Annotated in this window: 15 protein-coding genes and 1 pseudogene; 6 read left to right on the top strand and 10 right to left on the bottom strand. The window is 72.6% G+C overall.

The window, feature by feature from the left end; all coding sequences use genetic code 11:
* Positions 1-34: 34 nt before the first annotated feature.
* Complete coding sequence (locus ACFZCF_RS15010; protein ID WP_391286788.1) at positions 35-2,212, bottom strand: discoidin domain-containing protein; 2,178 nt, start codon at positions 2,210-2,212, stop codon at positions 35-37.
* 130 nt (positions 2,213-2,342) lie between these two features.
* Positions 2,343-4,529, bottom strand: coding sequence for a discoidin domain-containing protein (locus tag ACFZCF_RS15005; protein ID WP_391286787.1), 2,187 nt, complete (start codon positions 4,527-4,529; stop codon positions 2,343-2,345).
* 190 nt (positions 4,530-4,719) lie between these two features.
* Here ACFZCF_RS15005 and ACFZCF_RS15000 point away from each other — a divergent pair, with 190 nt between their 5' ends.
* On the top strand, positions 4,720-5,739 hold the full coding sequence (locus tag ACFZCF_RS15000; protein ID WP_391286786.1) for a substrate-binding domain-containing protein: 1,020 nt from the start codon (positions 4,720-4,722) through the stop codon (positions 5,737-5,739).
* Between the two features lie 81 nt (positions 5,740-5,820).
* Here ACFZCF_RS15000 and ACFZCF_RS14995 read toward each other — a convergent pair whose 3' ends face one another.
* The 4 genes from ACFZCF_RS14995 to ACFZCF_RS14980 are packed head-to-tail and all read right to left on the bottom strand — an operon-like array spanning position 5,821 to position 10,438.
* Positions 5,821-7,188 (bottom strand): GH1 family beta-glucosidase, encoded by a 1,368-nt coding sequence (locus tag ACFZCF_RS14995; RefSeq protein ID WP_391286785.1) that lies wholly within the window; start codon positions 7,186-7,188, stop codon positions 5,821-5,823.
* Positions 7,189-7,247: 59 nt separating this feature from the next.
* A complete protein-coding gene (locus ACFZCF_RS14990; protein ID WP_388448178.1) occupies positions 7,248-8,087 on the bottom strand; it encodes a carbohydrate ABC transporter permease in 840 nt (279 codons plus the stop codon).
* Between the two features lie 37 nt (positions 8,088-8,124).
* Entirely contained in the window at positions 8,125-9,117 is a 993-nt protein-coding gene (locus tag ACFZCF_RS14985; RefSeq protein ID WP_391286784.1) for an ABC transporter permease subunit, read from the bottom strand.
* Between the two features lie 10 nt (positions 9,118-9,127).
* Complete coding sequence (locus ACFZCF_RS14980; protein WP_391286783.1) at positions 9,128-10,438, bottom strand: extracellular solute-binding protein; 1,311 nt, start codon at positions 10,436-10,438, stop codon at positions 9,128-9,130.
* Between the two features lie 171 nt (positions 10,439-10,609).
* Here ACFZCF_RS14980 and ACFZCF_RS14975 point away from each other — a divergent pair, with 171 nt between their 5' ends.
* Positions 10,610-11,962 (top strand): ROK family protein, encoded by a 1,353-nt coding sequence (locus tag ACFZCF_RS14975; RefSeq protein WP_391286782.1) that lies wholly within the window; start codon positions 10,610-10,612, stop codon positions 11,960-11,962.
* Positions 11,963-11,984: 22 nt separating this feature from the next.
* Here the strand turns inward: ACFZCF_RS14975 and ACFZCF_RS14970 are convergent, their stop codons facing one another.
* Positions 11,985-12,752, bottom strand: a complete 768-nt coding sequence (locus ACFZCF_RS14970; RefSeq protein ID WP_391286781.1) for an NPP1 family protein — start codon at positions 12,750-12,752, stop codon at positions 11,985-11,987.
* A gap of 179 nt (positions 12,753-12,931) precedes the next feature.
* Between ACFZCF_RS14970 and ACFZCF_RS14965 the strand changes: the two genes are divergently transcribed.
* The 4 genes from ACFZCF_RS14965 (at position 12,932) to argG (ending at position 21,176) form a co-directional block, all read left to right on the top strand.
* On the top strand, positions 12,932-13,936 hold the full coding sequence (locus ACFZCF_RS14965; RefSeq protein WP_391286780.1) for an endonuclease/exonuclease/phosphatase family protein: 1,005 nt from the start codon (positions 12,932-12,934) through the stop codon (positions 13,934-13,936).
* 642 nt (positions 13,937-14,578) lie between these two features.
* Complete coding sequence (locus ACFZCF_RS14960) at positions 14,579-16,495, top strand: ricin-type beta-trefoil lectin domain protein (RefSeq protein WP_391286779.1); 1,917 nt, start codon at positions 14,579-14,581, stop codon at positions 16,493-16,495.
* 32 nt (positions 16,496-16,527) lie between these two features.
* Positions 16,528-19,617, top strand: a complete 3,090-nt coding sequence (locus tag ACFZCF_RS14955) for a glycoside hydrolase family 3 N-terminal domain-containing protein (RefSeq protein ID WP_391286778.1) — start codon at positions 16,528-16,530, stop codon at positions 19,615-19,617.
* Positions 19,618-19,727: 110 nt separating this feature from the next.
* The gene (argG, locus tag ACFZCF_RS14950; RefSeq protein WP_391286777.1) at positions 19,728-21,176 is read left to right on the top strand and encodes an argininosuccinate synthase; all 1,449 of its coding nucleotides are present in this window, start codon (positions 19,728-19,730) and stop codon (positions 21,174-21,176) included.
* A 70-nt stretch (positions 21,177-21,246) separates the two neighbouring features.
* Here the strand turns inward: argG and ACFZCF_RS14945 are convergent.
* The 3 genes and pseudogenes from ACFZCF_RS14945 to gap form a co-directional block, all read right to left on the bottom strand.
* Positions 21,247-21,548 (bottom strand): annotated as a pseudogene (locus ACFZCF_RS14945) (short-chain dehydrogenase); the annotation flags it as partial.
* A gap of 66 nt (positions 21,549-21,614) precedes the next feature.
* Positions 21,615-22,271 carry a hypothetical protein gene (locus tag ACFZCF_RS14940; protein ID WP_391286776.1) on the bottom strand — a complete coding sequence of 219 codons (657 nt, stop codon included), beginning with the start codon at positions 22,269-22,271 and terminating at the stop codon, positions 21,615-21,617.
* Positions 22,272-22,356: 85 nt separating this feature from the next.
* Entirely contained in the window at positions 22,357-23,352 is a 996-nt protein-coding gene (gene gap, locus ACFZCF_RS14935) for a type I glyceraldehyde-3-phosphate dehydrogenase (protein ID WP_388447874.1), read from the bottom strand.
* Positions 23,353-23,434: the final 82 nt, after the last annotated feature.

Here is a 23,434-nt window from a genome sequence, read left to right as displayed (position 1 = left end):
CAGTGGGGTGGGAGGAAGGGGTGGTGCGGGCCGGTCAGCTGTAGACGCCGAACTCGTGGAGGGAGTAGCCCCAGCCGGTGCCGCGTGCGGTCAGGTGCAGGCGGACGTGGCGGGCGGTGGCCGCCGCCTCGATGGTGTCGATGTCACCGTTGCCGGCGGTCTGGGTGTGGATGGTGCGCCAGTTCCGGCCGTCGTCGGAGACCTGGATCTCGTAGGCGCGGGCGTAGGCCGGGTCCCAGACGAGCTGGAGGCGGGAGAAGGCGCGGACGGAGCCGAGGTCGACCTGGATCCACTGCGGGTCGGCCCAGTCGCTGGCCCAGCGGGTGTTCGGGTTGCCGTCGGTGGCGTTGCCGGCCGGGCAGGGGCAGTCGCCGTAGGACGCCTGGAAGGAGGAGGCGGTGGTGGTGCGGCCCTGGGCGAGGTTGGTGCCGCCCACCGGCGGGGCGACGACCTTCATCGACTTCGCCTCGATGCCGGCGTTGCCGCGGCCGTCCTCGGCCTGGACGTACACCTTCCACACGCCGAGCTTCTCGGGGGCGGTGACGGTGAGGGAGCCGTCGGCGTTGCGGCGGTGCGGGGTCTCCAGGAGCCGCTTGTCGCCGTTGGCGTAGTTGCCGCTGAGGAAGACCTTCGTGGTGACGGCGTCGCCGTCGGGGTCGCGGACGTCGGCGCGGATCGTGAACTCGCCGCCGGCCGGGGCGGATCCGGACGGGGTGACGGTCATGTTCGTGATGACGGGCGGGGTGTTGTCGGCGGCGGTGCTGCCCGTGTACGCCTTCTTCACGGCGTAGTACGAGAGCCGCTTGAGGCCGTCGGGCAGCAGGTTGAACCAGACGCCGCCGAAGTCGTGCTCGGTGCCGTAGTGGAAGACGGTGGCGCCGAGGGCGACGCCCCGGTGGCCGGTGACGCAGTTCCAGGCGCGGGTGTAGCCCTCGGCCTTCTGCACGTCGGTGGGCTCGTCGGCGACGCCGTTGGCGTCCTTCGGGGTCTCCCATTCCCCGGCCGGGCCGGTCTCGGTGATGAGGTACGGCTTGGTGTAGCCGCCCTGCTCCCAGTCCTCGCGGACGCCGCACAGGTCGCCGTAGGCGTTCATGGAGTACAGGTCGAGGTCGGGGGCGTTGCGCTTGTAGTAGGGCCAGGCGCCGGTCCACGCGTCCGTCGAGGTGACGGGGTGATCGGGGTCGATGGTGTGGATCTTCTTGGCGACGTCGTTGACGAAGCTCGTGTAGGCGTTGCGCTGGGCTTCGAGCTCGGTGCCGGAGTAGCAGTTCTGGAGGCCGAGCACGGACTCGTTGCCGACGTTCCACATGAGGGTCGCCGGGTGGGACTTGTACTCCTGGACCCACTTCGCGAACTCGTTCAGCATGTTCGTCTTGTACGTGGTGTCGGTGACGTAGTTCGCGCAGCCGCCGGAGCCGGGGCCGCCGCCGGGCTGGAGCCAGAAGCCGTTCATGACGCGGATGCCCTGGGCGGCGGCCGCGTCGAGGAGCGGCTTGGTGGAGCCGTCGGTGCCCCAGGTGCGGATGGTGTTGACGCCCAGCGACTTCACGTCGGGCATGTGGCGGCCGGCGTCGGCGACGGCCGGGCCCCAGGTGACGCCCTTGACGGTGTACGGCTGGCCGCCGACGGTCAGCTGCCAGTTGCCCTGGCTCCCGGTGACGCGGACGGCGCCGCCGCCCTGGGGCGGGGTGCCGCCCTCCTCGCCGTAGACCTTGAACTCCCAGAGGGAGAGGCCGTATCCGCCGGCGCGGGTGACGCCCTGGAGGCGGACGTGGCGTCCTGTGCCGGAGACGGCGATCTCGTCGGTGCCGCCGTCGGAGCCGGTCACGGACTTCACGGTGCGCCAGTCGGTGCCGTTGTCGGAGAGCTGGATCTCGTACGCGGTGGCGTGGGCGGCCTCCCAGTTCAGCACGATCCGGCTGACGGCGGCGGTGCGGCCGAGGTCGACCTGGATCCACTGGCCGTCGCTCCACTGGCTGGCCCAGCGGGTGCCGGGGTCGCCGTCGACGGCGGCGGAGGCGGGGAAGGCGGCGCCCTCGGTGGAGGACGCGGTGGCGGTCCTGCCCTGGGAGAGCAGGGTCTCGGCGGCGGAGGCGGGGGCGGCCGTGAGGGCGGTGAGGGAGGCGGCGAGCAGGGCGCCGAGGGAGACGAGGGAGGCGGTGGTGCGGGTGCGGCGGCGCCGGGGGGTTCCTGCGGGGGTGTGCGCGGGCATGGCGGCTCCGTAATGGGCGCGGGGGGGGGGAGAGAGGTTGCCCTTCCGGGCGGCGCGGCGGGACGGGTCGCCGCCCGGAAGGGGTGGGAGCGCCGGGGCGCGGCGGCGGGCGGCGCGCCCCGGCGGGTCGTCACGGGAAGTGGACGACGGTGGAGGGGATGGTCGCGGTGCCCTCGGTGGGGGCGCCGATGTCGTTGATGACGTGGTTGAACTGGCCGTTGCCGCCGAGGGAGACGGTGAGCAGGCTGTGGAACCTCACGCCGGGCTTGACCGGGGCCTTGAAGCCGTGGTCCTGCCGGATGGTGGGGTCGACGTTGTAGTAGCAGTAGCTGCCGAGGCCCCAGCCCTCGTGGGTGTTCACCGAGTCGTCGACGCGGTAGGCGGCGTAGCCCTTGGTGGTGCCGTTCTGGATGGCGGCCTGGTTGGGGGCGTCGTACGCCTTCTCGTTCTGGAAGAAGATCGTGCGGCCGCGCTCGCCGTACCACTCGACGTCGTACTTGTTGAAGTGTTCGACGAAGAGGCCGGTGGCGAGGACATCGTCGCCGTTGACGCGGACGCCGTAGTCGGCGCGGTTGGTCTCCCAGCCGACGCCCTCGCCGTGGTCGGCGCGCCAGACCCAGGTGTGGTCGACGATGACGTCGTCGCTGTTGACGACCATGCTGGTGGTGGCCTTGCCGGGGCCGGCGCCGCCGATGCGGAGGTAGACGTCCTGGACGGTCGTCGGGTTCGCGGCGTGGTCGGCTGCTGAGCCCTGGGGGCCGATCTCCAGGAGGACCGGGGAGTTGACCGGGCCCGCGTCGACGAGGAAGCCGGCGAGGCGGACGCCGTCGACGTCGGCGACCTTCATGGCGGCGACGCCGTTGTCCGGGATGATCGTGGCGAGGCCGAGGCCGAGCACGATGGTGCCGGCTCGGTCGATCTCGATGGGCCGGTCGACGTGGTAGACGCCGGGCGTGATGAGCAGGTGGAGGCCCTGGCGGACGGCCTGGTTCATGGTCGCGGCGGTGGTGCCGGGCTTGACGACGTAGAACCGGCTGAGCGGGATGGTCTCGCCCTGCGGGGTGCCGTTGGCCCAGGTGGTGCCGCGGGCGTTGGTGCGCTTGGCCGGGGAGAAGACCTTGTACTGGTTGTCCTGCCAGATCAGGTACGGCTTCTCGCGGGAGATCGGGGTGGTGTCGAGGGTGGTGTAGCGGGGCTCGGGGAAGGCGGTCGGGGGCGCGCCCTCGGTGCCGGAGAAGACCTGGTTCCAGACGCTGTTGGACCAGCCGCCGATGGAGCTGTCGCGGGTGTACCACTGCTGCTGCGAGTAGTTGCCGACCTGGCCGTCGATCTTGGAGTCGGCGATGTAGCCGCCGGAGGCCCAGCCGTAGCCGTTGGGGGCGAGGTTGAGGCCGCCCTTGACGTGCATGCGACGGAAGGAGGAGGCCTGGGAGACGGCCCAGCGGTCGGTGCCGTTCACCGGGTTGAGGGCGAGTCCCTCGGCGCCGCGCCAGAAGTTCTGGGTGGCGTTGCCGTTGAACCAGCCGGCGTCGACGGTGACGTCGCCGTTGATGGTGGTGTCGTCGGGGCGGACGCCGAGGCCGGCGATCTGGGTGTAGAAGCCGAGCTGGGCGTTGAGGCCGTTGTACGTGCCGGGCTTGAGGAGGAAGGCGTGGCGGCCCGCGCCGAACTGGGCGGACTCCTGCTCCTGGAAGACGGCGTCCAGCTTGGCCTGGAGGCCGGGTGTGGACGGGTCGTAGACGTGCACGTTGGGGCCGAGGTCGCCGCCGCCGGGCAGCGTCGGGCCGGTGCCGTCGGTGGAGCCGTACACCTGGAACTCCCAGAGGGAGTAGCCGTATCCGGTGCCGCGGGTGAGGCCGTTCATGCGGACGTAGCGGCCGGATCCGGAGAGGGCGACCTCGTCGATGCCGCCGTCGCCGGCGGAGACGGCGGTGACGGTGCGCCAGTCGGTGCCGTTGTCGGAGGCCTGGATCTCGTAGCTCTTGCCGTAGGCGGCCTCCCAGGTGAGGACGGCCCGGCTGAGCTGCCGGCTGGCGCCGAGGTCGACCTGGAGCCACTGGGGGTCCTGCCACTGGCTGGCCCAGCGGGTGCCGAGGTCTCCGTCGACGGCGGCGGAGGCGGGGAAGACGGACCCTTCGAGGGAGGAGGCGGTGGCCGTCCTGCCCTGGGAGAGGAGGGTCTCGGCGGCCTGGGCCGCGGTCGTGGGGACGACCGCGAGCAGGGTGCCGGCCAGGGCGGCGACGAGGGCGCCGACCGTGGAGCGGCGGAGTGTGGGGGTGGGGCGCCGGCGAGCCGGCGGGGACCCAACGGGGGACATAAGTCTCCTCGGTGATACATGGTGGACACGTGGGAGAGCGCTCTCCCGAAACCTTGCCCGCGCCCCGAGTTGACGGTCAAGCCATACGACACGACTTTTCTTTTGACTTGCATTAAGCATCGATCGCGAAGGTCCGGCGGGGCTTCCGCCGTGCCGTCCAGCGGACGGACCGCACCGATAAAGTGCGTGGATGGGGAATCGAGGACCGACCCTTGAGGACGTCGCGCGCGAGGCCGGGGTGTCCCGCGCGACCGTGTCCCGGGTCGTCAACGGCGTGCGGAACGTGGCTCCCGACATCCAGCGGGCCGTACGCGAGGCGATCGCCCGCACCGGCTACGCGCCGAACCAGGCGGCCCGCTCCCTGGTGACCCGGCGCACCGGTGCCGTCGCCCTGGTGCTGTCGGCGACCGGCGGTTCCTTCACCGCCCGGCTCTTCTCCGACCCCTTCTTCGGGCGGGTCGTCGACGGCGTCCTCCCGGTCCTGCGCGCACGCGCCGTGCAACCCGTGCTGCTCGTCGCGGAGTCCGAGCCGGCCCGGGCGCAGCTCGTGGAGTACCTGCGGCGCGGCGGTGCCGACGGCGCCCTGGTGGTGCCGCTCGACGAGGACGACCCGCTGCCCGGGATGCTCGTAGCGGCCGGCCTCCCGACGGTGCTCTTCGGCAGCCCCCGCGCCGGCGTCGACTGCGGCTGGGTGGACCTGGACAACGCGGCGGGCGCCCGGCTGGCCGCCGACCACCTGTGGGCGGCCGGCCGGCGGCACCTCGCCACGATCGCGGCGCCCGCGACCGCGCCGGCCGCGCGCCGGCGCCTCGACGGCTTCACGGCGGCGCTCGCGGGCCGGGGCGTGGCGGACGTGCCGGTCGAGCACGGGCTCTTCACCGAGGAGAGCGGCCGGGCCGCGATGGCCCGGCTGTGGCGGCGGGACCAGGGGATCGACGGGGTTTTCGCGGCCAACGACCTGATGGCCCGCGGCGCCTGCCGCTTCCTCGCGGAGCGGGGCGTGGCGGTGCCCGACCGGGTGGCGGTGATCGGCTTCGACGACTCGGTGGCGGCCCGGTCGGCCGCTCCCCCGCTGACGACGGTGCGGCAGCCGGTGGAGGAGATGGCCTCGGCGATGACCCGGCTGCTGCTGGCCCGCCTGGACGCGGGCACGCCGGAGACCGGTTCGAGGGTCTTCGAACCGGTCCTGGTCATCCGGGAGTCGGCCTGACCCCGGTGGGGCCGGCCGGCCCGGAAGGCCGCCCCCCTGACGGCAGGGGCGGCCTTCCGGGCGGTCCGGGGCGGCGGTGCGTCAGCCGCGCAGCTCGCGGTGGGCGCGGATGAGTGCGGCGTAGCGGCGGCCGCTGGTCTTCAGGGTGCGCCGCTGGGTGGCGTAGTCGACGTGGACGAGGCCGAAGCGCTTGTCGTAGCCGTAGGCCCACTCGAAGTTGTCCAGGAGCGACCAGGCGTAGTAGCCGGCGAGCGGGGCGCCCTTGCGGACGGCGCTCGCGCAGGCGGCGAGGTGCTGCTCCAGGTAGCGGGTGCGGTCGGGGTCGCGGACGGCGCCGTCGGGCCCGGCGGTGTCGGGGAAGGCGGAGCCGTTCTCGGTGACGTACAGCTCGCGGACGCCGTACTCCTCGGTGAGGCGCAGGAGCAGGCTCTCCAGGCCGGCGGCCTCGATCTGCCAGTCCATGCCGGTGCGGGCCACGTCGGGGAGGCGGACCTCGCGGGCGTACGGGACGGGGCCCTCGGGGTCGTCGGCGACGGTCACCGGGAAGTAGTAGTTGAGGCCGTGCCAGTCGAGCGGGGCGGCGATCGTCTCCGGGTCGCCGGGCTTCTCGGGGAGTTCGACGCCGTACAGTTCGCGCATGTCGGCGGGGAAGCCCTTGCCGTACACCGGGTCGAGCCACCAGCGGTTGCCGTGGCCGTCCATGCGGCGGGCGGCGGCGACGTCCTCGGGGCGGCTGGAGGCCGGCTCGACGGTGGAGTGGTTGGTGACGAGGCCGACGCGGGCGCCGGGCGCGGCGGCCCGGATCGCGGCGGTGGCGAGGCCGTGGCCGAGGAGCAGGTGGTACGAGGCGCGGACGGCGGCCGTCAGGTCGGTGAGGCCGGGGGCCATCCGGCCCTCCAGGTGGCCGATCCAGGCCGAGCAGAGGGGTTCGTTGAGGGTGGCCCAGCGGCTGACGCGGTCGCCGAGCCGGTCGGCGACGACGGTGGCGTACGCGGCGAGGTGTTCGGCGGTCTCGCGGGAGGTCCAGCCGCCCCGGTCCTGGAGGGCCTGCGGCAGGTCCCAGTGGTAGAGGGTGACGTTGGGGGTGATGCCCGCGTCGAGGAGGCCGTCGACGAGCCGGTCGTAGAAGTCGAGTCCGGCGGCGTTGACGGGGCCGTCGCCACCGGGGAGGACGCGGGGCCAGGCGATCGACATCCGGTAGGTGTCGGTGCCCAGCTCCTTCATCAGGGCGAGGTCCTCGGGCCAGCGGTGGTAGTGGTCGCAGGCCGTGTCGCCGGTGTCGCCGTTGTCGATCGCGCCGGGCACGCGGCAGAAGGTGTCCCAGATGGAGGGGGCGCGGCCGTCCTCGGCGACGGCGCCCTCGATCTGGTACGCGGAGGTGGCCGTGCCCCAGGCGAAGGAGGGCGGGAAGGCCGCCAGGTCGATCGGGGTGGCGGTGGGGTCGGACACGGGGTGCCTTTCTGCGGTACGGAGCGGGGGGCGGAAGGGGGCCTGGCGCGCCGGGGCCGTCACTTGACCGCGCCCGCGGTGAGGCCGGCGACGAGGTAGCGCTGGAGGAGGAGGAACCCGACGACGACCGGGACGCTCACCACGAGGGAGGCGGCCATCACCTGGTTCCAGTAGACGTCGTTCTGGGTGGCGTAGCCCTGGAGTCCGACGGCCAGCGTGCGGGTGGTGTCGTTGGTCATGACGGAGGCGAAGAGGACCTCGCCCCAGGCCGTCATGAAGGCGTAGACGGCCACCGCGACGATGCCGGGCCGGGCGGCGGGCACGATCACGCGGAAGAGCGCGCCGATCGGGCCGCAGCCGTCGACCTTCGCCGCCTCGTCGAGCTCGCGCGGGATCGAGTCGAAGTAGCCGGTGAGCATCCAGATGGAGAAGGGCAGCGAGAAGGTCAGATACGTGAGGATCAGGCCTTCGCGGGAGCCGAAGAGGGCGAGGCCGGTGGCGTTGCCGATGTTGACGTAGATGAGGAAGAGCGGCAGCAGGAAGAGGATGCCGGGGAACATCTGCGTCGACAGGACCGTGACGGTGAAGACCCGCTTGCCGCGGAAGCTGTGGCGGCTGACGGCGTACGCGGCGAAGATCGCGACGGTGACGGAGAGGACGGTGGCGGCGCCGGCGACGACGATCGAGTTCATGAAGTAGTCGGCGAGCGGGACCGTCTTCCAGATGTCGGCGTACGGGCGCGCGGTGAGCGTCGAGGGGATCCATTCGAACGTCCCGGACACGTCCTCCAGCGGCTTCAGCGAGCTGGAGACCATCACGTACACCGGCAGCAGGACGAAGCCGGTGAGGAGGGTGAGGACGACCCGCCGGGTCCAGAGGAAGGAGCGGGGCGGGGCCATCGGGGAGCGCGGGCGGGCCGTGCGCGCGCGGGCGGCGTCAGACATCGGAGGTCTTCCTTCCGCGGGTGGTGAGCAGGAGGTAGACGCCCGTGACGAGGAGCAGGAAGAGCAGCAGGAGCACGGACATGGCCGAGCCGGTGCCGAAGTTCCACGTCTGGAAGGACGACTGGTAGATGTGGAGGGAGATGAGGTCCGCGGCTTCCGGGGCGGCGTCGCCGAAGAGGACGAACGGCGTGTTGAAGTCGTTGAAGGTCCACAGGAAGAGGACCAGGACGAGGACCTGGTTGACCGGGCGCAGCGACGGCAGGGTGATGTGCCGGATCTGCTTCCAGACGCCGGCTCCGTCGAGGGCGGCGGCCTCGTACATCTCCCGGGGGATGTTCTGGAGGCCGGCCATGACGGTGAGGAAGGCGAAGGGCCAGCCCTTCCACACGGAGACGACGAGCAGCGCCCAGAAGCTGTTGTCGCCGATGAGCCAGAAGGCGGGGCTGTCGCCGATGCCGAGCTGGTCGTGGACGACGTGGTTGATGAGGCCGTTGTCGCGCTGGAACATGAACGTCCAGGTGATGACGGCGGCGTAGACGGGCAGCGCGTACGGGACGAGGAACAGGGTCCGCAGGACGCCCCGGCCGCGGAAGTGCTCCTGGAGGAGGACCGCGGCGGCCGTGCCGAGGAGCCAGCACAGGCCGACGGAGAGCACGGTGAACTGGCAGGTGGTCAGGAAGGACTTCAGCAGCGACTGCCCGACGGCCGCGTCGAAGTCGAGCGAGACCGAGAAGTTGTCCAGTCCCGACCAGGGGGCGGCGGCCCAGTCGCGGATGTAGAACTGGGTGAGCTCCTTGAAGCTCATGACGATGCCCATGAGCATCGGCACGAGGTGGACGAGGAGTTCGAGGAGCAGGGCGGGCAGGAGCAGCAGGTAGGGCAGTGCGAGGCGGCGGCGCCCGGAGCGGCGTGCGGTGCGCGCCCCTCCGGGTGTGGCCTTGCGCACCGCCGGCTCCCGCGCGGGGGTGACGGCGGTCTGGGTCATGGGCCGGTGCCTACTTCTTCGGCATCTGCTGCTGGGCCTTGTCGAGCTTGGCCTTGACGGACTCGGTGGTGACGGGGCGGCCGGCGGCGGCGTCGGCGAAGAGCTCCTTGACGGCGGTGCCCACGACGGTCTCGAACTGCGACTCCTCCGGGACCTGCGGGAGGGCGGCGGCGCTGGTGGCGAGGGTGTCGCGGATGACGGCGAGGGACGGGCCGGAGAAGGCGGCGTCCTTCTGGGCGGCCTTGACCGGGGGCACGGAGCCGTAGGTCTTGTTGAGGGCGATCTGCTCCTCGTCGCTGGTCATGAACTTCACGAACTTCAGGGCGCCGTCGAGGTTCTTGGTGTTCTTGAAGACGGCGAGGTTGATGCCGGCGACCATGGAGTTGGTGGCGGTGCCGGTGCCCGGCTTGCCGGAGGCCACGGGGGCGGGGACGACGCCCCACTCGTCCTCGCTCATGCCCTGGGAGGCGAAGGTCTGGGAGGGGGTCTGCCAGAGGACCATGCCCGTCTTGTCCTTGGCGAAGTCGCTGAGGGACTGGTTCTGGGCGTACTCGGCGTTGCCGGGGGCGACGATCTTGTGGACGGCCATGAGGTCGACGTACTGCTTGACGGCGGCGACGGCACCGTCGGAGGTGAAGTCCGGCTTGCCGTCGGCGGTGAAGAAGTCGGCGCCGTGCTGCTTGCCGAGGACGAAGACCTGGTGGATGTTGTTGGAGAGGTTGGAGCCCTCGACGCCGATGCCGGACTTGCCCTTCTCGCCGAGCTTCTTGCCCGCCGCGACGACCTCGTCCCAGGTCGTCGGCGGCTCGGCTATGCCAGCCTCCTCGAACAGCTGCTTGTTGTAGTAGAGGGCGTAGGCCATCGAATAGAGCGGGACGGCGGCCGGGTCCTTGCCGGGGGCGCCGGTCGAGCCGAGCGCGGAGTCGACGAAGCGGTCCTTGCCGCCGATGGCGTCGAAGTTCTTCGCGTCCCAGGGGAGGAACGCGCCGGTGGCCTGGAGGGAGGCGCTCCAGGTGTTGCCGATGTTGAGGACGTCCGGGCCCTGGCCCGAGGTGGCGGCCGTGAGGATCCGGTTGAGGAGGTCGGACCACGGGATCACCTCCAGCTTCACCTCGATGCCGGTCCGCCGCTCGAACTCGTCCAGCTCGGGCTGGAGGACCTTCTTGTCGACCTCCAGGCTGGAACCCTGGTTGGAGGCCCAGTAGGTGAGGGTCTTCGTCGCCCGGCCGCCGCCGTCCTCTCCGCCGCCACCGCAGGCGGTCGCGGTGAGGACGAGGGAGAGGGTGACGGCACCCGTGACGGCGGCTCTGATTCTGCGCATGGCTCCTGGTCCCTTTCAGGGAAGGCGGGAGTACCGACAGGGGGAGCGCCCGGACCGCTCTCCGCCGCGTCGGCTTAATTTAGGATGTGAGTTAAACCGCATGAGAAGGTCGCGTCAAGGCTTGTCGTGCGGGTATGTTGCAGCGGACGACTACGAGGGGCGGGGACGAGAGTGCACGCGAAGAGTGGCCGCACGGTGCGCGACCTGCGGCGCGAGAACCGGACTGCGGTGCTGCGCAGGCTCTACTTCGACGGCCCGATGAGCCGGCTGATGCTGGGCCCCGCGACCGGCCTGTCCTCGGGCTCGATCAGCAACGTCGTCGCGGAGCTGGTCGCGGAGGGCCTCGTCGAGGAGGCCGGCAGCGTCGACTCGGCGGGCGGCCGCCCCCGGACCCTCCTGCGCATCGCCCCGGACAGCGGCTGCATGATCGGCGTCGACATCGGCGAGACGCGGGTCAGGATCGAGCTGTTCGACCTCGCCCTGACGGAACTCGCCCGCACCGAGCGCCCGTTGGCGACCTCGGGGCCGCGGACGGGGCGGTACGAGGTCGGGGTCGTCGTCGACCACCTCCGGGACGGCATCGCCGAGGTGCTGCGGGCGGCGGCGGTCCCGGCGGAGCGGCTGCTCGGCGTGGGCATCGGCGTCCCCGGCATCGTCGAGCACACCGACGCAGAGGGCGCCGTCGTGCACGGCCAGACGATCGGCTGGGACGCCGTCCCGCTGGAACGGCTCCTGCGCGAGGCCGTCGACCTGCCGCCCGACGTCCCGTACCGCATCGAAAACGGCGCCAAGACCCTCGGCCAGGCCGAGATGTGGTTCGGCGCCGGCCGGGGCGCGAGCAGCGCGGTCGTCGTCCTCTTCGGCTCCGGCGTCGGTGCCTGCGTCGTCACGGACCCGCTCGGCCCCGGACGCGCCCTGGAATGGGGCCACCTGACGGTACGGGTCCGCGGCCGGCGCTGCCGCTGCGGGGCGCAGGGCTGCCTGGAGGCGTACGCGGGCGCCGAGGCCCTCCTCGCCCGCTGGCGCGAGGCGGGGGGCCGGCCGCCGACGGGCGCCGACGAGGAGACCGCGCTGACGGCGATGCTGACGGCGGCGTACCCGGCCGGCACCGGGGCGGACGGGGCCGGTCCGTCCGGGGCCGCGCCCCCCGGCGCCCACCCGGAATTCGACGCGGTGGCACTCGCCGTCCTCGACGAGACCGCCGAGTACCTGGGCGCCGGACTGGCCGATCTCATCAATCTGTTCCAGCCGGAGCGGATCCTCGTCGGCGGGTGGGCCGGGCTGCAGCTCGGCAGCCGGTTCCTCGCCCGGGTGGCGGTGTACGCCCGGGCGTACGCGCTGCGGCACCCGGGCGGCCGGACGGAGATCGCGCTCGGCACGCTCGGACCCGAGGCGGTCACGGTCGGGGCCGGACTGCTGCCGCTGGTCGACTTCTTCGCCCAGGGCGGGCGCCGCCCCGAACGGGCGCCGAGCATCCCGGCGCCCGCCTGGCAGACAGCGCTGCGGGACCGGGTCTCCAGCTGAGTCCCGGCCGCCGCGGGAGTGACTACGCGTAGGGGTTGAAGGGGATGCCGGCCGGCTTCGCCTTCGCCAGGTGGTCGGCGAAGCTGCCGTCCTTCAGCCCGAAGTGGGCGCTGCCGAAGTCCGCCTGGCTGAGCTTCTCGCGGATGCCGGCCGGGTAGCCGTCCCAGCCGACGAGCGCGGGGAACTGCCAGGTGCCCCGGTGGTTCTCGGGCGGCTCGTCGTTGCCGTTGGCGGCGCGGAAGCAGTGCGTGCCGATGCCGTCCTTGTGGTAGACGATCTTCGGGTGGGTGCCGTCCCAGCGGATGGCGTCCCGACCGTGGACGGTGAAGGAGCCGTGGTTCGAGGTGGAGACGTACTGGGCCTGCCCGTTCTGGATCCAGACGACGACGTGCTCCCAGTCGTGGCGGTGCCCGCCGAGACCACTCCCCCAGACCGCCTGGTCCTTCTCGAAGTACAGGCCGTAGAGGACCGCGCACCAGCCGTGGTCGCAGAGCGCGCGGGAGTAGCCGTTGGTGTTGGCGAGGTCCGAGGAGTCGCGGCACTGGCTGCTGACCGTGCCGGAGGGGCCGAGCCCGGGGTTGAGGGTGCCGTCCGGGCCGATCGCGGCCGTCGGATAGCAACCGTCGGTGTCGTAGTCGTACGCGGGTTGGTAGGTCTGCTCCAGGGCGGACGCGTTCGCCGGCAGCGCGGGCGGCGGGGCCGCGAGCGCGCTGCCCGGGAACGTGAGGAGGAGCGTGAGGGCGCCGCCGAGGACGGCGGCGCCCTTCGTGACGCGGCGAGAGGTCTTCAACTCCGGCTCCCTGCGGGGGTCGAGGGGGGTGGGGTGCGGTGGTCGCGCCGTGTGTCCGACGCGACGCACGACCGCGCGCTGACATGCCCACTCCAAGCAGCGGTCAAACGGCCGGCAACCGCGGGACGGGCAGAACCGTCCTGATCGGGGAGGGCGGGGGAAGGCCGGGGAAAGGACGGATGACCGTGGCGGGGCGGGAAGGGAAACCGGCGACACGTCGGCGGCGGGGCCTCCGGCGTCCACCGGAGGGCGGGCGCCGGCGCGGCCGGCTGCTCGCCGGCCTCGGCGTCACGACCGCCGCGCTGCTCGCCCTGCACCGGTTCGTGCCGAACACGCCGGGACGGCTGGGCAGCCTGCTGGAGACCTTCCTCTTCTGGTTCGGCCCCCTCACCGCGCTGCTCCTCCTGTGCGCGGCGGTGCGGCGTGCCCGCACGGCGCTGCTCCTCCTGCTCCTCCCCGCCGGGGTCTGGGCGGCCGCCTTCGGTCCGCCGCTGCTGCCCGCGGGGCCGCCCGGGCCGCGCGAGCTCACCGTCGTCCAGCACAACGTCGCCGACGACAACGCCGATCCGGGCGGTACGGCGGGGGCGCTGGCGGACTCCGGCGCCGACCTGATCGCCCTCCAGGAGCTGGTCGCCCCGGCCTCGGCCGTCTACCGGCGGGAACTCGCGTCCCGCTATCCGCACCACGCCGTCCGGGGCACGGTCGGCCTCTGGTCCCGCCACCCCCTCGGCGCCGCCCGGGCCCTGGACATCAGGCCGCGGGACGTCACCGAGCCGTGGCAGCGGGCACTGCGGGCCGAAGTGCGCACTCCGTACGGGGAGGTGGCGGCGTACGTCGTGCACCTGCCGTCCATACGGCTCGGGCCCGGCGGCCTGGCCTCCGCGCGGCGCGACGAGAGCGCGCGCCTCCTCGGCGGGATCCTGGCGGAGGAGCCGTCCGGGCGCGTGGTCCTGGCCGGCGATCTGAACGGCACCGTCGAGGACCGCGGACTGGCCCCGCTGACCTCCCGTCTCGCCGCCCCCGACCGGGGCCTCGCCCTGAGCTACCCGGCCGCCCTCCCCGTGGCCCGCATCGACCACGTCCTCGCGCGCGGCGGACGCGTCCCCGCGATCCGCGTCCTCCCCGCCACGGGGAGCGACCACCTGCCGGTGCTGGCCCGCGTCACGCTGAACACGGACACGTAGCCGGTCCCCGCCGCGAGCCGTCCCACGTCCGGCACGGACCCGGCGGGTACACCTCCCGGCTGTCGCACGTCCGGCACGGGCGCCGGGCGCGGCCGGTACACGTCGCCGGCGCCGCACGTCCGACACAGGCGCGGCCGGCACACGCCCCCGGCCGTCGCACCTCCGTCACGGGCGCGGCCGGTACCTGTCCCCGGCGTCGCGTGTCCGGCGCAGACGGGGCCGGCACACGGCCCTGGCCGTCCCACCTCCGGCACAAGCGCGGCCGGCACACGCCCCCGGGCGTCGCACCTCCGGTACAAGCGCGGCGCGGGCCCCGCCGGACCGGCCGCCCCCGCGCGCACCGCGGCTCCGAGGCGCCCGCGCCGCCGCCCGCGCCCCTCCCGAAGCGGCCGCCGCCCGAGGCGGTGCCGCCCGGGAGGCTCCGTCACCTCCCGAACGCGCGCCGGGGTGGCGGGCGGCGGGGGCGCCGTCAGGGCGGGCGCCCGCTTCGGGAGTTGTACACGGGAGGGGTTGACGGAGGAGTGGTGGCTCCATAAGTTCACAGCTTGATAAAAGGCTTGCCGCCTTGCGGGACACGTGCGGGCCCGGGCGGGCCGGGTTCCGTACGGCAGCGCGGCACGGCCTCGACGAAAGGGTTGTCAGGTGCAGTTCAACCTTTCACGCGGGACGCGGCACCGGGGGCGCTCACGGCCCCGGTCCCTCGCCGCCCTCCTCACCGGCGCCCTCGTGGCGACGGGCCTCGTCCTCACCGCGCCCGGCACCGCGCAGGCGGCCGGCGAGCGGGTGGACGTCTGGCTCACCACCACCTCCGACGCCGGAGGCCGTACCGTCACGCGGGGACTCGCCCCGCAGGCCCCGCTCGCCTTCGGCCCGGCCGGCGGCGGCGCGAGCCACACCATCACCGTCGACGAGTCCACCACCTACCAGCAGTTCGAGGGCGGCGGCGCCTCGATCACCGACACCACCGCGCACCTCTTCCGCGGCGGGGCGATCAGCGCCGCCACCCGCGACGAGGTGATGCGCAGGCTCTTCTCCCCCACCGACGGCATCGGACTCTCCTTCGTCCGCAACCCCATCGGCGCCTCGGACCTCTCCCGGCCGGGCCACGTCTCCCTCGACGACACCTGTTGCGACCTGGCCGACTTCGGCGCCAACGGCTACGACACCCCGGTGCGCCTGCTCACCGCGCAGGCCAAGCAGCTCAACCCGGCGCTGCGGGTCAAGGGCGTGCCCTGGAGCGCTCCGGGGTGGATGAAGGACAACGGCCGGATGGACCAGATGGGCTGGCTGAAGTGGGAGCACTACCCCACGTACGCCCAGTACCTGGTCAAGTACATCCAGAGCTACCAGGCGGCCGGCGTCAAGGTCGACTACCTCTCGGTGCAGAACGAGCCGAACTGCTGCCAGGCCTCCAACCCCACCGCCATGAACTACCCGGGCATGAGCTGGAACCCGTCCGGGCTCGTCGAGTTCACCAAGAACCACGTCTACCCGGCCTTCCGGGCCGCCGGGATCACCACCAAGGTCCTCGTCCACGACTGGAACTACGGCGACTACGCGAACTTCGGCGCGGCGGTCCTCGGCGACGCGGGCGTCCGGAACGACCCGCTCTTCGGGGGCATCGCCTGGCACGGCTACTTCGGCGACCCCGCCGTCGGCAGCCAGGTCCACGACCAGTACCCCTCGGTCCGGCAGTTCAGCACGGAGCACTCCGGCGGCACCTGGATCGGCAACCAGCACAACGAGGACCTGAAGGACATCGTCTCCTACGCCCGTAACTGGAGCAGCAGCCTGGTCAAGTGGAGCCTGGCGCTCAACCAGGACATGGGCCCGCACAACGGCGGCTGCGGCACCTGCACCGGCCTGGTCACCGTGCAGGAGGGTGGCGCCCGGGCCGGGCAGGTCGACTATACGATCGAGTACTACACGACCGGTCACCTCACCAAGTTCGTGAAGCCCGGGGCGTACCGGATCGCCTCGACCGACAACGCGACCGTGCAGAACGTCGCCTGGCGCAACCCCGACGGCTCCAAGGCGCTGATCGCGCACAACGGCGGCGGCTCCGCGCAGTCCCTCCGCGTCGACTGGGGCGGCCAGTCCTTCACGTACACCCTGCCGGCCCGCACCACGGCCACCTTCACCTGGGCGGGGGCGCCGGGGGCCGGCGCGCCGGCCGGGGCGCTCACCGGGCTCGCGGGCAAGTGCCTGGACGTGGCCGGCGCGTCGAGCGCGGACGGCACCGCCGTCCAGCTGTACACCTGCAACGGTACGGCCGCCCAGCGGTGGACGCTCGCCGCCGACGGCACGGTCCGCGCGCTCGGCAAGTGCCTCGACGTGACGGGCGGCGCCACCGCGGACGGGAGCAAGGTGCAGCTCTACACGTGCAACGGAACCGGCGCCCAGCGCTGGAGATACGACGCCGCCACCCACGACGTCGTGAACACCGCCGCCGACAAGTGCCTGGACGTCACGGGCAACACCTCGGCCGACGGCACGCGGGCGCAGATCTGGTCCTGCACCGGCGCCGCCAACCAGAAGTGGACCCACCAGGCGTCCTGACCGCCTCCCCTCCCCCGTCCTCAGGAGGACGCATGCCGCACCCGCACCACCGGCGCCGAGCGCGCCGCCACCGCACCCTGGCCGCCACCGCCGTCACCGCCCTGATCGCCGGTCTCGTCGGGGCCGTGCCGAGCGCCGCCGCGCCCGGCGCCGACGAGCCGGCCCCCCGGGCCGTCGACCGCTTCGAGGGCGAGGTCCCCTTCGCGAACCCGCCCGCCGAGGGGATCTTCACCTGGGGCAGCGACGCCGACGACCACCCGGCGCTCACGCTCGCCGAGCGGGCCGACGCCCCCGAGGGGAGCAAGGTCCTCGAAGGCCGCTACGACGTCAGCGGCTGGGGCGGCTTCACCCACGACTTCGCCTTCGACCGGCCGGCCCAGGACTGGACCGCCCACCGGGGCATCCGCTTCTGGTGGTACGGGCAGAACACCGCACCGCTGCCGCCCGGTTCGGGCAAGCGGATCAATTTCGAACTCAAGGACGGCGGCGCGAACGGCGAGGCGTCCGAGCTGTGGACGACCTCCTTCACCGACGACTGGGAGGGCTGGCACCTCGTCGAGCTGCCCTTCTCCGACTTCCGCTACCGCGCCGACTACCAGCCGGTCGGCGGCATCGACCAGGTCCTCGGCCTCGACCGGATGTGGGGGTACGCGCTGACGCTGCCGACGGGCGCGCCGGGCTCCTTCGCGCTCGACGGGGTGGAGCTGTACGGCAAGGCCGACCCGGCGCTGACCACCCAGGTGGTGACGGGCGCGGCCGTGCACCCGGTGGCGGAGGGCTCGGCCGCCCGGATCGACGTCACCGTCCGCACGACGGGCGGGGCGCCCACCGACCGGCCGGTCACCGTCGCCTACGCGACGGACGACTCCGGTCCGGCCGTGGCGGGGAAGGACTACCGGCCGGTGGCCGGCAGCTTCGTCCTGCCGGCCGGGACGCCGTCCGGCACCACCCGCTCCCTCACGGTGGAGACGCTGAAGGACCGTTCCGGCGAGGCCGCCGAGACGATCCCGGTGAAGCTCGCGGTCGAGGGCGCCAAGGCGCCCGCCGAGGACCCGGTCGTCGTGGTGGACGCCCACGGCCTCCCGTACCTCGACAAGCGGCTTCCCGTGGAGCGGCGGGTCCGGGACCTGCTGTCCCGGATGACGCTCGCGGAGAAGGCCGGTCAGATGACCCAGGCCGAGCGGAACGCGCTGCGGGCCCCGGGCGACATCGCCGGGTACACCCTCGGCTCGCTGCTCTCCGGCGGCGGCTCGGTGCCCACCCCCAACACGCCGGAGGCGTGGGCGCGGATGGTCGACGGCTACCAGCTGCGGACCCGGGCGACCCGGCTCCAGATCCCGCTGATCTACGGCGTGGACGCGGTGCACGGGCACAACAACGTCGCCGGGGCGACGGTCATGCCGCACAACATCGGGCTCGGCGCCTCCCGCGACCCGGGACTCGCCGCGCGGACCGGCGCGGTCACCGCGAAGGAGGTGCGGGCGACCGGCGTCCCGTGGGACTTCGCGCCGTGCCTGTGCGTGACGCGGGACGAGCGCTGGGGGCGGTCGTACGAGGCCTTCGGTGAGGATCCCGCCCTGGTGACCGCGATGGAGACGGTGATCGAAGGGATGCAGGGCGCGGCCGACGGGCGCGACCTGGACCGCAACGACAAGGTGCTGACCAGCGCCAAGCACTTCGTCGGCGACGGGGGTACGGAGTTCGGGTCGTCGACGACGGGCTCGTACACGATCGACCAGGGCGTCACCCGGGTCACCCGCGAGGAGCTGGAGGCGGTGCACCTGGCGCCGTTCGCGGAGGCGGTGAAGCGCGGCGCGGGCACGGTCATGCCCTCGTACTCCTCGGTCGACATCATCGGGGACGACCTCGGCCCGGTGAAGATGCACGCCCACGCGGAACTGATCAACGAGGTGCTGAAGGACCGGATGGGCTTCGAGGGCTTCGTCATCAGCGACTGGCAGGCCATCGACCAGATCCCCGGCGACTACCCCAGCGACGTGCGGACCTCGGTCAACGCCGGCCTGGACATGATCATGGTGCCGACGAACTACCAGGAGTTCACCCGGACCCTGGTCGCCGAGGTCGAGGCGGGCCGGATCCCGGCCTCCCGGATCGACGACGCGGTGGCCAGGATCCTGACGCAGAAGTTCCGGCTCGGGCTGTTCGAGAAGCCGTACGCGGACACCACCCACCTCCCCTCGGTCGGCTCGGTCGAGCACCGGGCGGTGGCCCGCGAGGCGGCGGCCGCTTCGCAGGTGCTGCTGAAGAACGACGGCGGGGTGCTGCCGCTGAAGCCGGAGCAGAAGGTGTACGTGGCCGGTTCCAACGCCGACGACCTGGGCAACCAGTCCGGCGGCTGGACGATCAGCTGGCAGGGCTCCTCCGGGAAGCACACCACCGGCACGACGATCCTCGAAGGGATGCGGAAGGCCGCGCCCGGGCTCACCTACTCCAAGGACGCCACGGCGCCGGTCGAGGGGTACGACGCCGGGGTCGTGGTGGTCGGCGAGACGCCGTACGCGGAAGGCGTCGGAGACGTCGGCAACGGCCACGACCTGGAGCTGAGCGCCGCCGACGAGGCGGCGGTCGACCGGGTCTGCGCGGCGATGCCCTGCGCGGTGCTCGTGGTCTCGGGGCGGCCGCAGCTGATCGGCGACCGGCTGCCGGAGATCGACGCCCTGGTGGCGTCGTGGCTGCCCGGCACCGAGGGCGACGGCGTCGCGGACGTCCTCTTCGGCCGCGAGCCCTTCACCGGGCAGCTGCCCGTGACGTGGCCCCGGTCGGAGGCGCAGCTGCCGATCAACGTCGGCGACTCCTCGTACGATCCGCAGTTCCCGTACGGCTGGGGGCTCACCACCCTGACGGCGGTACCCCGGGGCGGCGAGACCACGCTGAAGGCGCTCGGGCTCACGGCCCGGGTGCTCCAGGCCGCCGGCCGGGGCGATTCACCCGAGGCACGGCGCCTGGTGGCCCGGGCCCGGCTGCTGGTGCAGGATCGCATCGGGCAGCGGATCACGGCGGCGGTGGCGAAGCCCTTCGCCGAGGCCGACCACCGGCTGCTCTCCGGTGACCCGGGGGGCGCGGTGGCGCAGCTGACCGCGGCCTACCGCGCGGCCGGCTGAGCGCGGGGCCCGGTGGACCGCGCCTCTCGGCAGGCCGGTCCGCCGGGCCCGTGTCGGCTCCCCCGAGACCTCGCATTGCATAGCCATGCGGATTCATGCATACTATTGCCATGTCCAAGGTTCTCACCTCCCTTCCCGTCGGCGAGCGCGTCGGCATCGCCTTCTCCGGTGGTCTCGACACCTCCGTCGCCGTCGCGTGGATGCGCGACAAGGGCGCGGTGCCCTGCACGTACACCGCCGACATCGGCCAGTACGACGAGCCCGACATCGCCTCGGTGCCCGGGCGCGCCCAGACCTACGGCGCCGAGGTGGCCCGCCTGGTCGACTGCCGCGCCGCGCTGGTCGAGGAGGGGCTCGCCGCCCTCACGTGCGGCGCCTTCCACATCCGCTCCGGCGGCCGCGCCTACTTCAACACCACCCCCCTGGGCCGCGCCGTCACCGGCACCCTCCTGGTGCGGGCGATGCTGGAGGACGACGTCCAGATCTGGGGCGACGGCTCGACCTTCAAGGGCAACGACATCGAGCGGTTCTACCGCTACGGCCTGCTGGCCAACCCGCACCTGCGGATCTACAAGCCGTGGCTGGACGCCGACTTCGTCACCGAGCTCGGCGGCCGCAAGGAGATGTCGGAGTGGCTCGTCGCCCACGACCTCCCCTACCGGGACTCCACCGAGAAGGCGTACTCCACCGACGCCAACATCTGGGGCGCCACCCACGAGGCGAAGACCCTGGAGCACCTGGACACCGGCATCGAGACCGTCGACCCGATCATGGGCGTGCGGTTCTGGGACCCGGCGGTCGAGATCGCCCCCGAGGACGTCACCATCGGCTTCGAGCAGGGCCGCCCGGTCACCGTCAACGGCAAGGAGTTCGCCTCTGCCGTCGACCTGGTGATGGAGGTCAACGCCATCGGCGGCCGGCACGGCCTGGGCATGTCCGACCAGATCGAGAACCGCATCATCGAGGCCAAGAGCCGCGGCATCTACGAGGCTCCGGGCATGGCGCTGCTGCACGCCGCCTACGAGCGCCTCGTCAACGCCATCCACAACGAGGACACCCTCGCCCAGTACCACAACGAGGGCCGCCGGCTCGGCCGCCTCATGTACGAGGGCCGCTGGCTGGACCCGCAGGCGCTGATGATCCGCGAGTCGCTCCAGCGCTGGGTCGGCGCCGCCGTCACCGGCGAGGTCACCCTGCGGCTGCGGCGCGGCGAGGACTACTCGATCCTCGACACCACCGGCCCCGCCTTCAGCTACCACCCGGACAAGCTGTCCATGGAGCGCACCGAGGACTCCGCCTTCGGCCCGCTGGACCGGATCGGCCAGCTGACCATGCGGAACCTCGACATCGCCGACTCCCGCGCCAAGCTGGAGCAGTACGCCGGCATCGGCCTCATCGGCACCGGCAGCCCGGCCATCGGCGCCGCCCAGGCCGCCGCCACGGGCCTCATCGGCTCGATGCCCGAGGGCGGCGCCGAGGCGATCGCCTCGCGCGGCGAGACCCCCGACAGCGAGGAGACGGCGCTCGACCGCGCCGCCATGGAGACCGGCACCGACTAGTCCCGGCACCCGAGCGACACCGAGGAGGGGCGGCCACAGGCCGCCCCTCCTTCGTCGGGGGCGGGAGTGGTCAACGGGCGCCGTAGGGCGGGTGCGGGGGTGCCGCGGCGGCGAGGACTTCGAGGGCCGCCTCGCCGGCCTCGGCGGAGGTCCGGCGGGCGTTTTTGTCGGCCGTGAGCCCGGGCCGCCACCCTTCCATGACCGTGATGCGACCGCCCTCCGTCTCGAAGACCCGCCCCGTCACCCCCTCCGCCGCGCCGGAACCGAGCCAGACGACGAGCGGGGAGACGTTCTCGGGGCCATCGCGTCGAAGCCCGCACCCGAAGGGGCCGCCATGGCCTCGACGAACGCCCGTTCGGTCATCCGGGTCCGCTCTGGTGATCCCGGCGCCGACTGCCCGGCTCGCCGCGACCCTCGGACTGCCGGGGCCGGCGCCCGTCAGCCGTTGATGGAGAAGAAGATGGTGTCGTGGGTATACCAGTCGTAGCCCCGCGCCTTGGTCGACTCCCACTCCTCGTGCTCGAACTCCAGCTTCTCGGTGAGGAGATCGAGGTCGTACACGAAGTCGGGGTCGATCCTGTCGCGGACCGCGCGGTAGGCGTCGACGGCCGGCTTGGCCTTGGCCAGCGGCAGCATCCCGATGTCCGGTCCGTCGATGGCGTAGGGGATGGGGAAGGGTATCTCGTCCGGCGGGCCGGAGAAGAGGTAGCCGTGCGGCAGCAGGTCGGCCGGGACGCCGTGCTGCCTCAACTGCTCGTCGAGGAGGCCGAAGAAGGTGCTGGGCTTCGAGTAGACCCCGAGGTCGGAGGGGTCGGAGCCGCAGTGGTCGATGATGTGCTGGAGCGCCCGGGCGTAGGCCTTGCCCGCGTACGTCCCCTTCGCGTCGGCGCGGCCCTCGATGAGGTGCTCCAGGGCCTCGGGGACGGTGAGGTCCCAGTCGAGCCCCTGGCGGTCCAGGTCGCGCTGGCCGGCCTCGGCCCTCTCGCGCATCATGGGGAGCACGCTCCGCTGTTCGTCGGTGAGGCGCTCCGCCGCTCCGAGGTACGCGACGGCCTCGGCGCGGTCGCCGGTGGTGTACGAGATGATTCGGCTCATGATCGACATGCTGCCACCCGGCACTGACAACGCCCCCTCGGGGGGAGCCGAGGGGGCGTCGTCGGTGTGACGGGGTGACGCGGGGTCAGCCGGCGAGCAGCTGCAGGGTGTCGATGACGCGGTTGGAGAAGCCCCACTCGTTGTCGTACCAGGCGACGACCTTGACGTGGCGGCCGTCGACCCGGGTGAGGGCGGCGTCGAAGATGGAGGAGTGCGGGTTGCCGGTGATGTCGGAGGAGACCAGCTCGTCCTCCGAGTACTCCAGGACGCCGGCGAGCTTGCCCTCGGCGGCCTTGCGGTAGGCGTCGAGGATCTCCTCGCGGGTGACCTCGCGGGCCACGGTGGTGTTCAGCTCGACGATGGAGCCGACCGGCACGGGCACGCGGATGGAGTCGCCGGAGAGCTTGCCGTCCAGCTGCGGGAGGACCAGGCCGATGGCCTTCGCGGCACCGGTGCTGGTGGGCACGATGTTGACGGCGGCGTTGCGGGCGCGGCGGGCGTCGCGGTGCGGGCCGTCCTGGAGGTTCTGCTCCTGGGTGTAGGCGTGCACGGTCGTCATGAAGCCGTGCTCGATGCCGGCCAGCTCGTCGAGGACGGCGGCCAGCGGGGCGAGCGCGTTGGTGGTGCACGAGGCGTTGGAGACGATCGTGTGCAGCTCGGCGTCGTACGTGTCGCTGTTCACGCCGTAGGCGAGAGTGACGTCGGCACCGTCGGACGGGGCGCTGACGAGGACCTTCCTGGCACCGGCGTCCAGGTGCAGGCGGGCGTCCTTGGCGCTGGTGAAGCGGCCGGTGGCCTCCAGGACGATGTCGACGCCCAGCTCGGCCCAGGGAAGCTTGGCCGGCTCGCGCTCGGCGAGGACCTTGATGCGGTGGCCGTCCACCACGAGGGTGTCGCCGTCGACCGAAACCGGGCGGCCGAGGCGGCCGGAGGTGGAGTCGAAGGCGAGGAGACGGGCGAGCGCCTTCGGCTCGGTGAGGTCGTTGACGGCGACGACCTCCAGCGTGGTGTCCCGCTCCAGGAGGGCGCGGAGCACGTTGCGGCCGATGCGACCGAAACCGTTGATGGCGATGCGAGTCATGATGCGGTGTCCCTTCCGTTTCTTCGCCACCCAGCCTCGCCTGCCGCGCCGCCGCACGGCAGGGGCGAGATCGCCATGGTCC

It is taken from the genome of Streptomyces sp. NPDC007945, from assembly GCF_042958885.1.
Classification (GTDB): Bacteria; Actinomycetota; Actinomycetes; order Streptomycetales; family Streptomycetaceae; genus Streptomyces.
The sequence above is the reverse complement of the archived record's forward strand: the minus strand, read 5'-3'. Positions and strand labels throughout refer to the sequence as shown.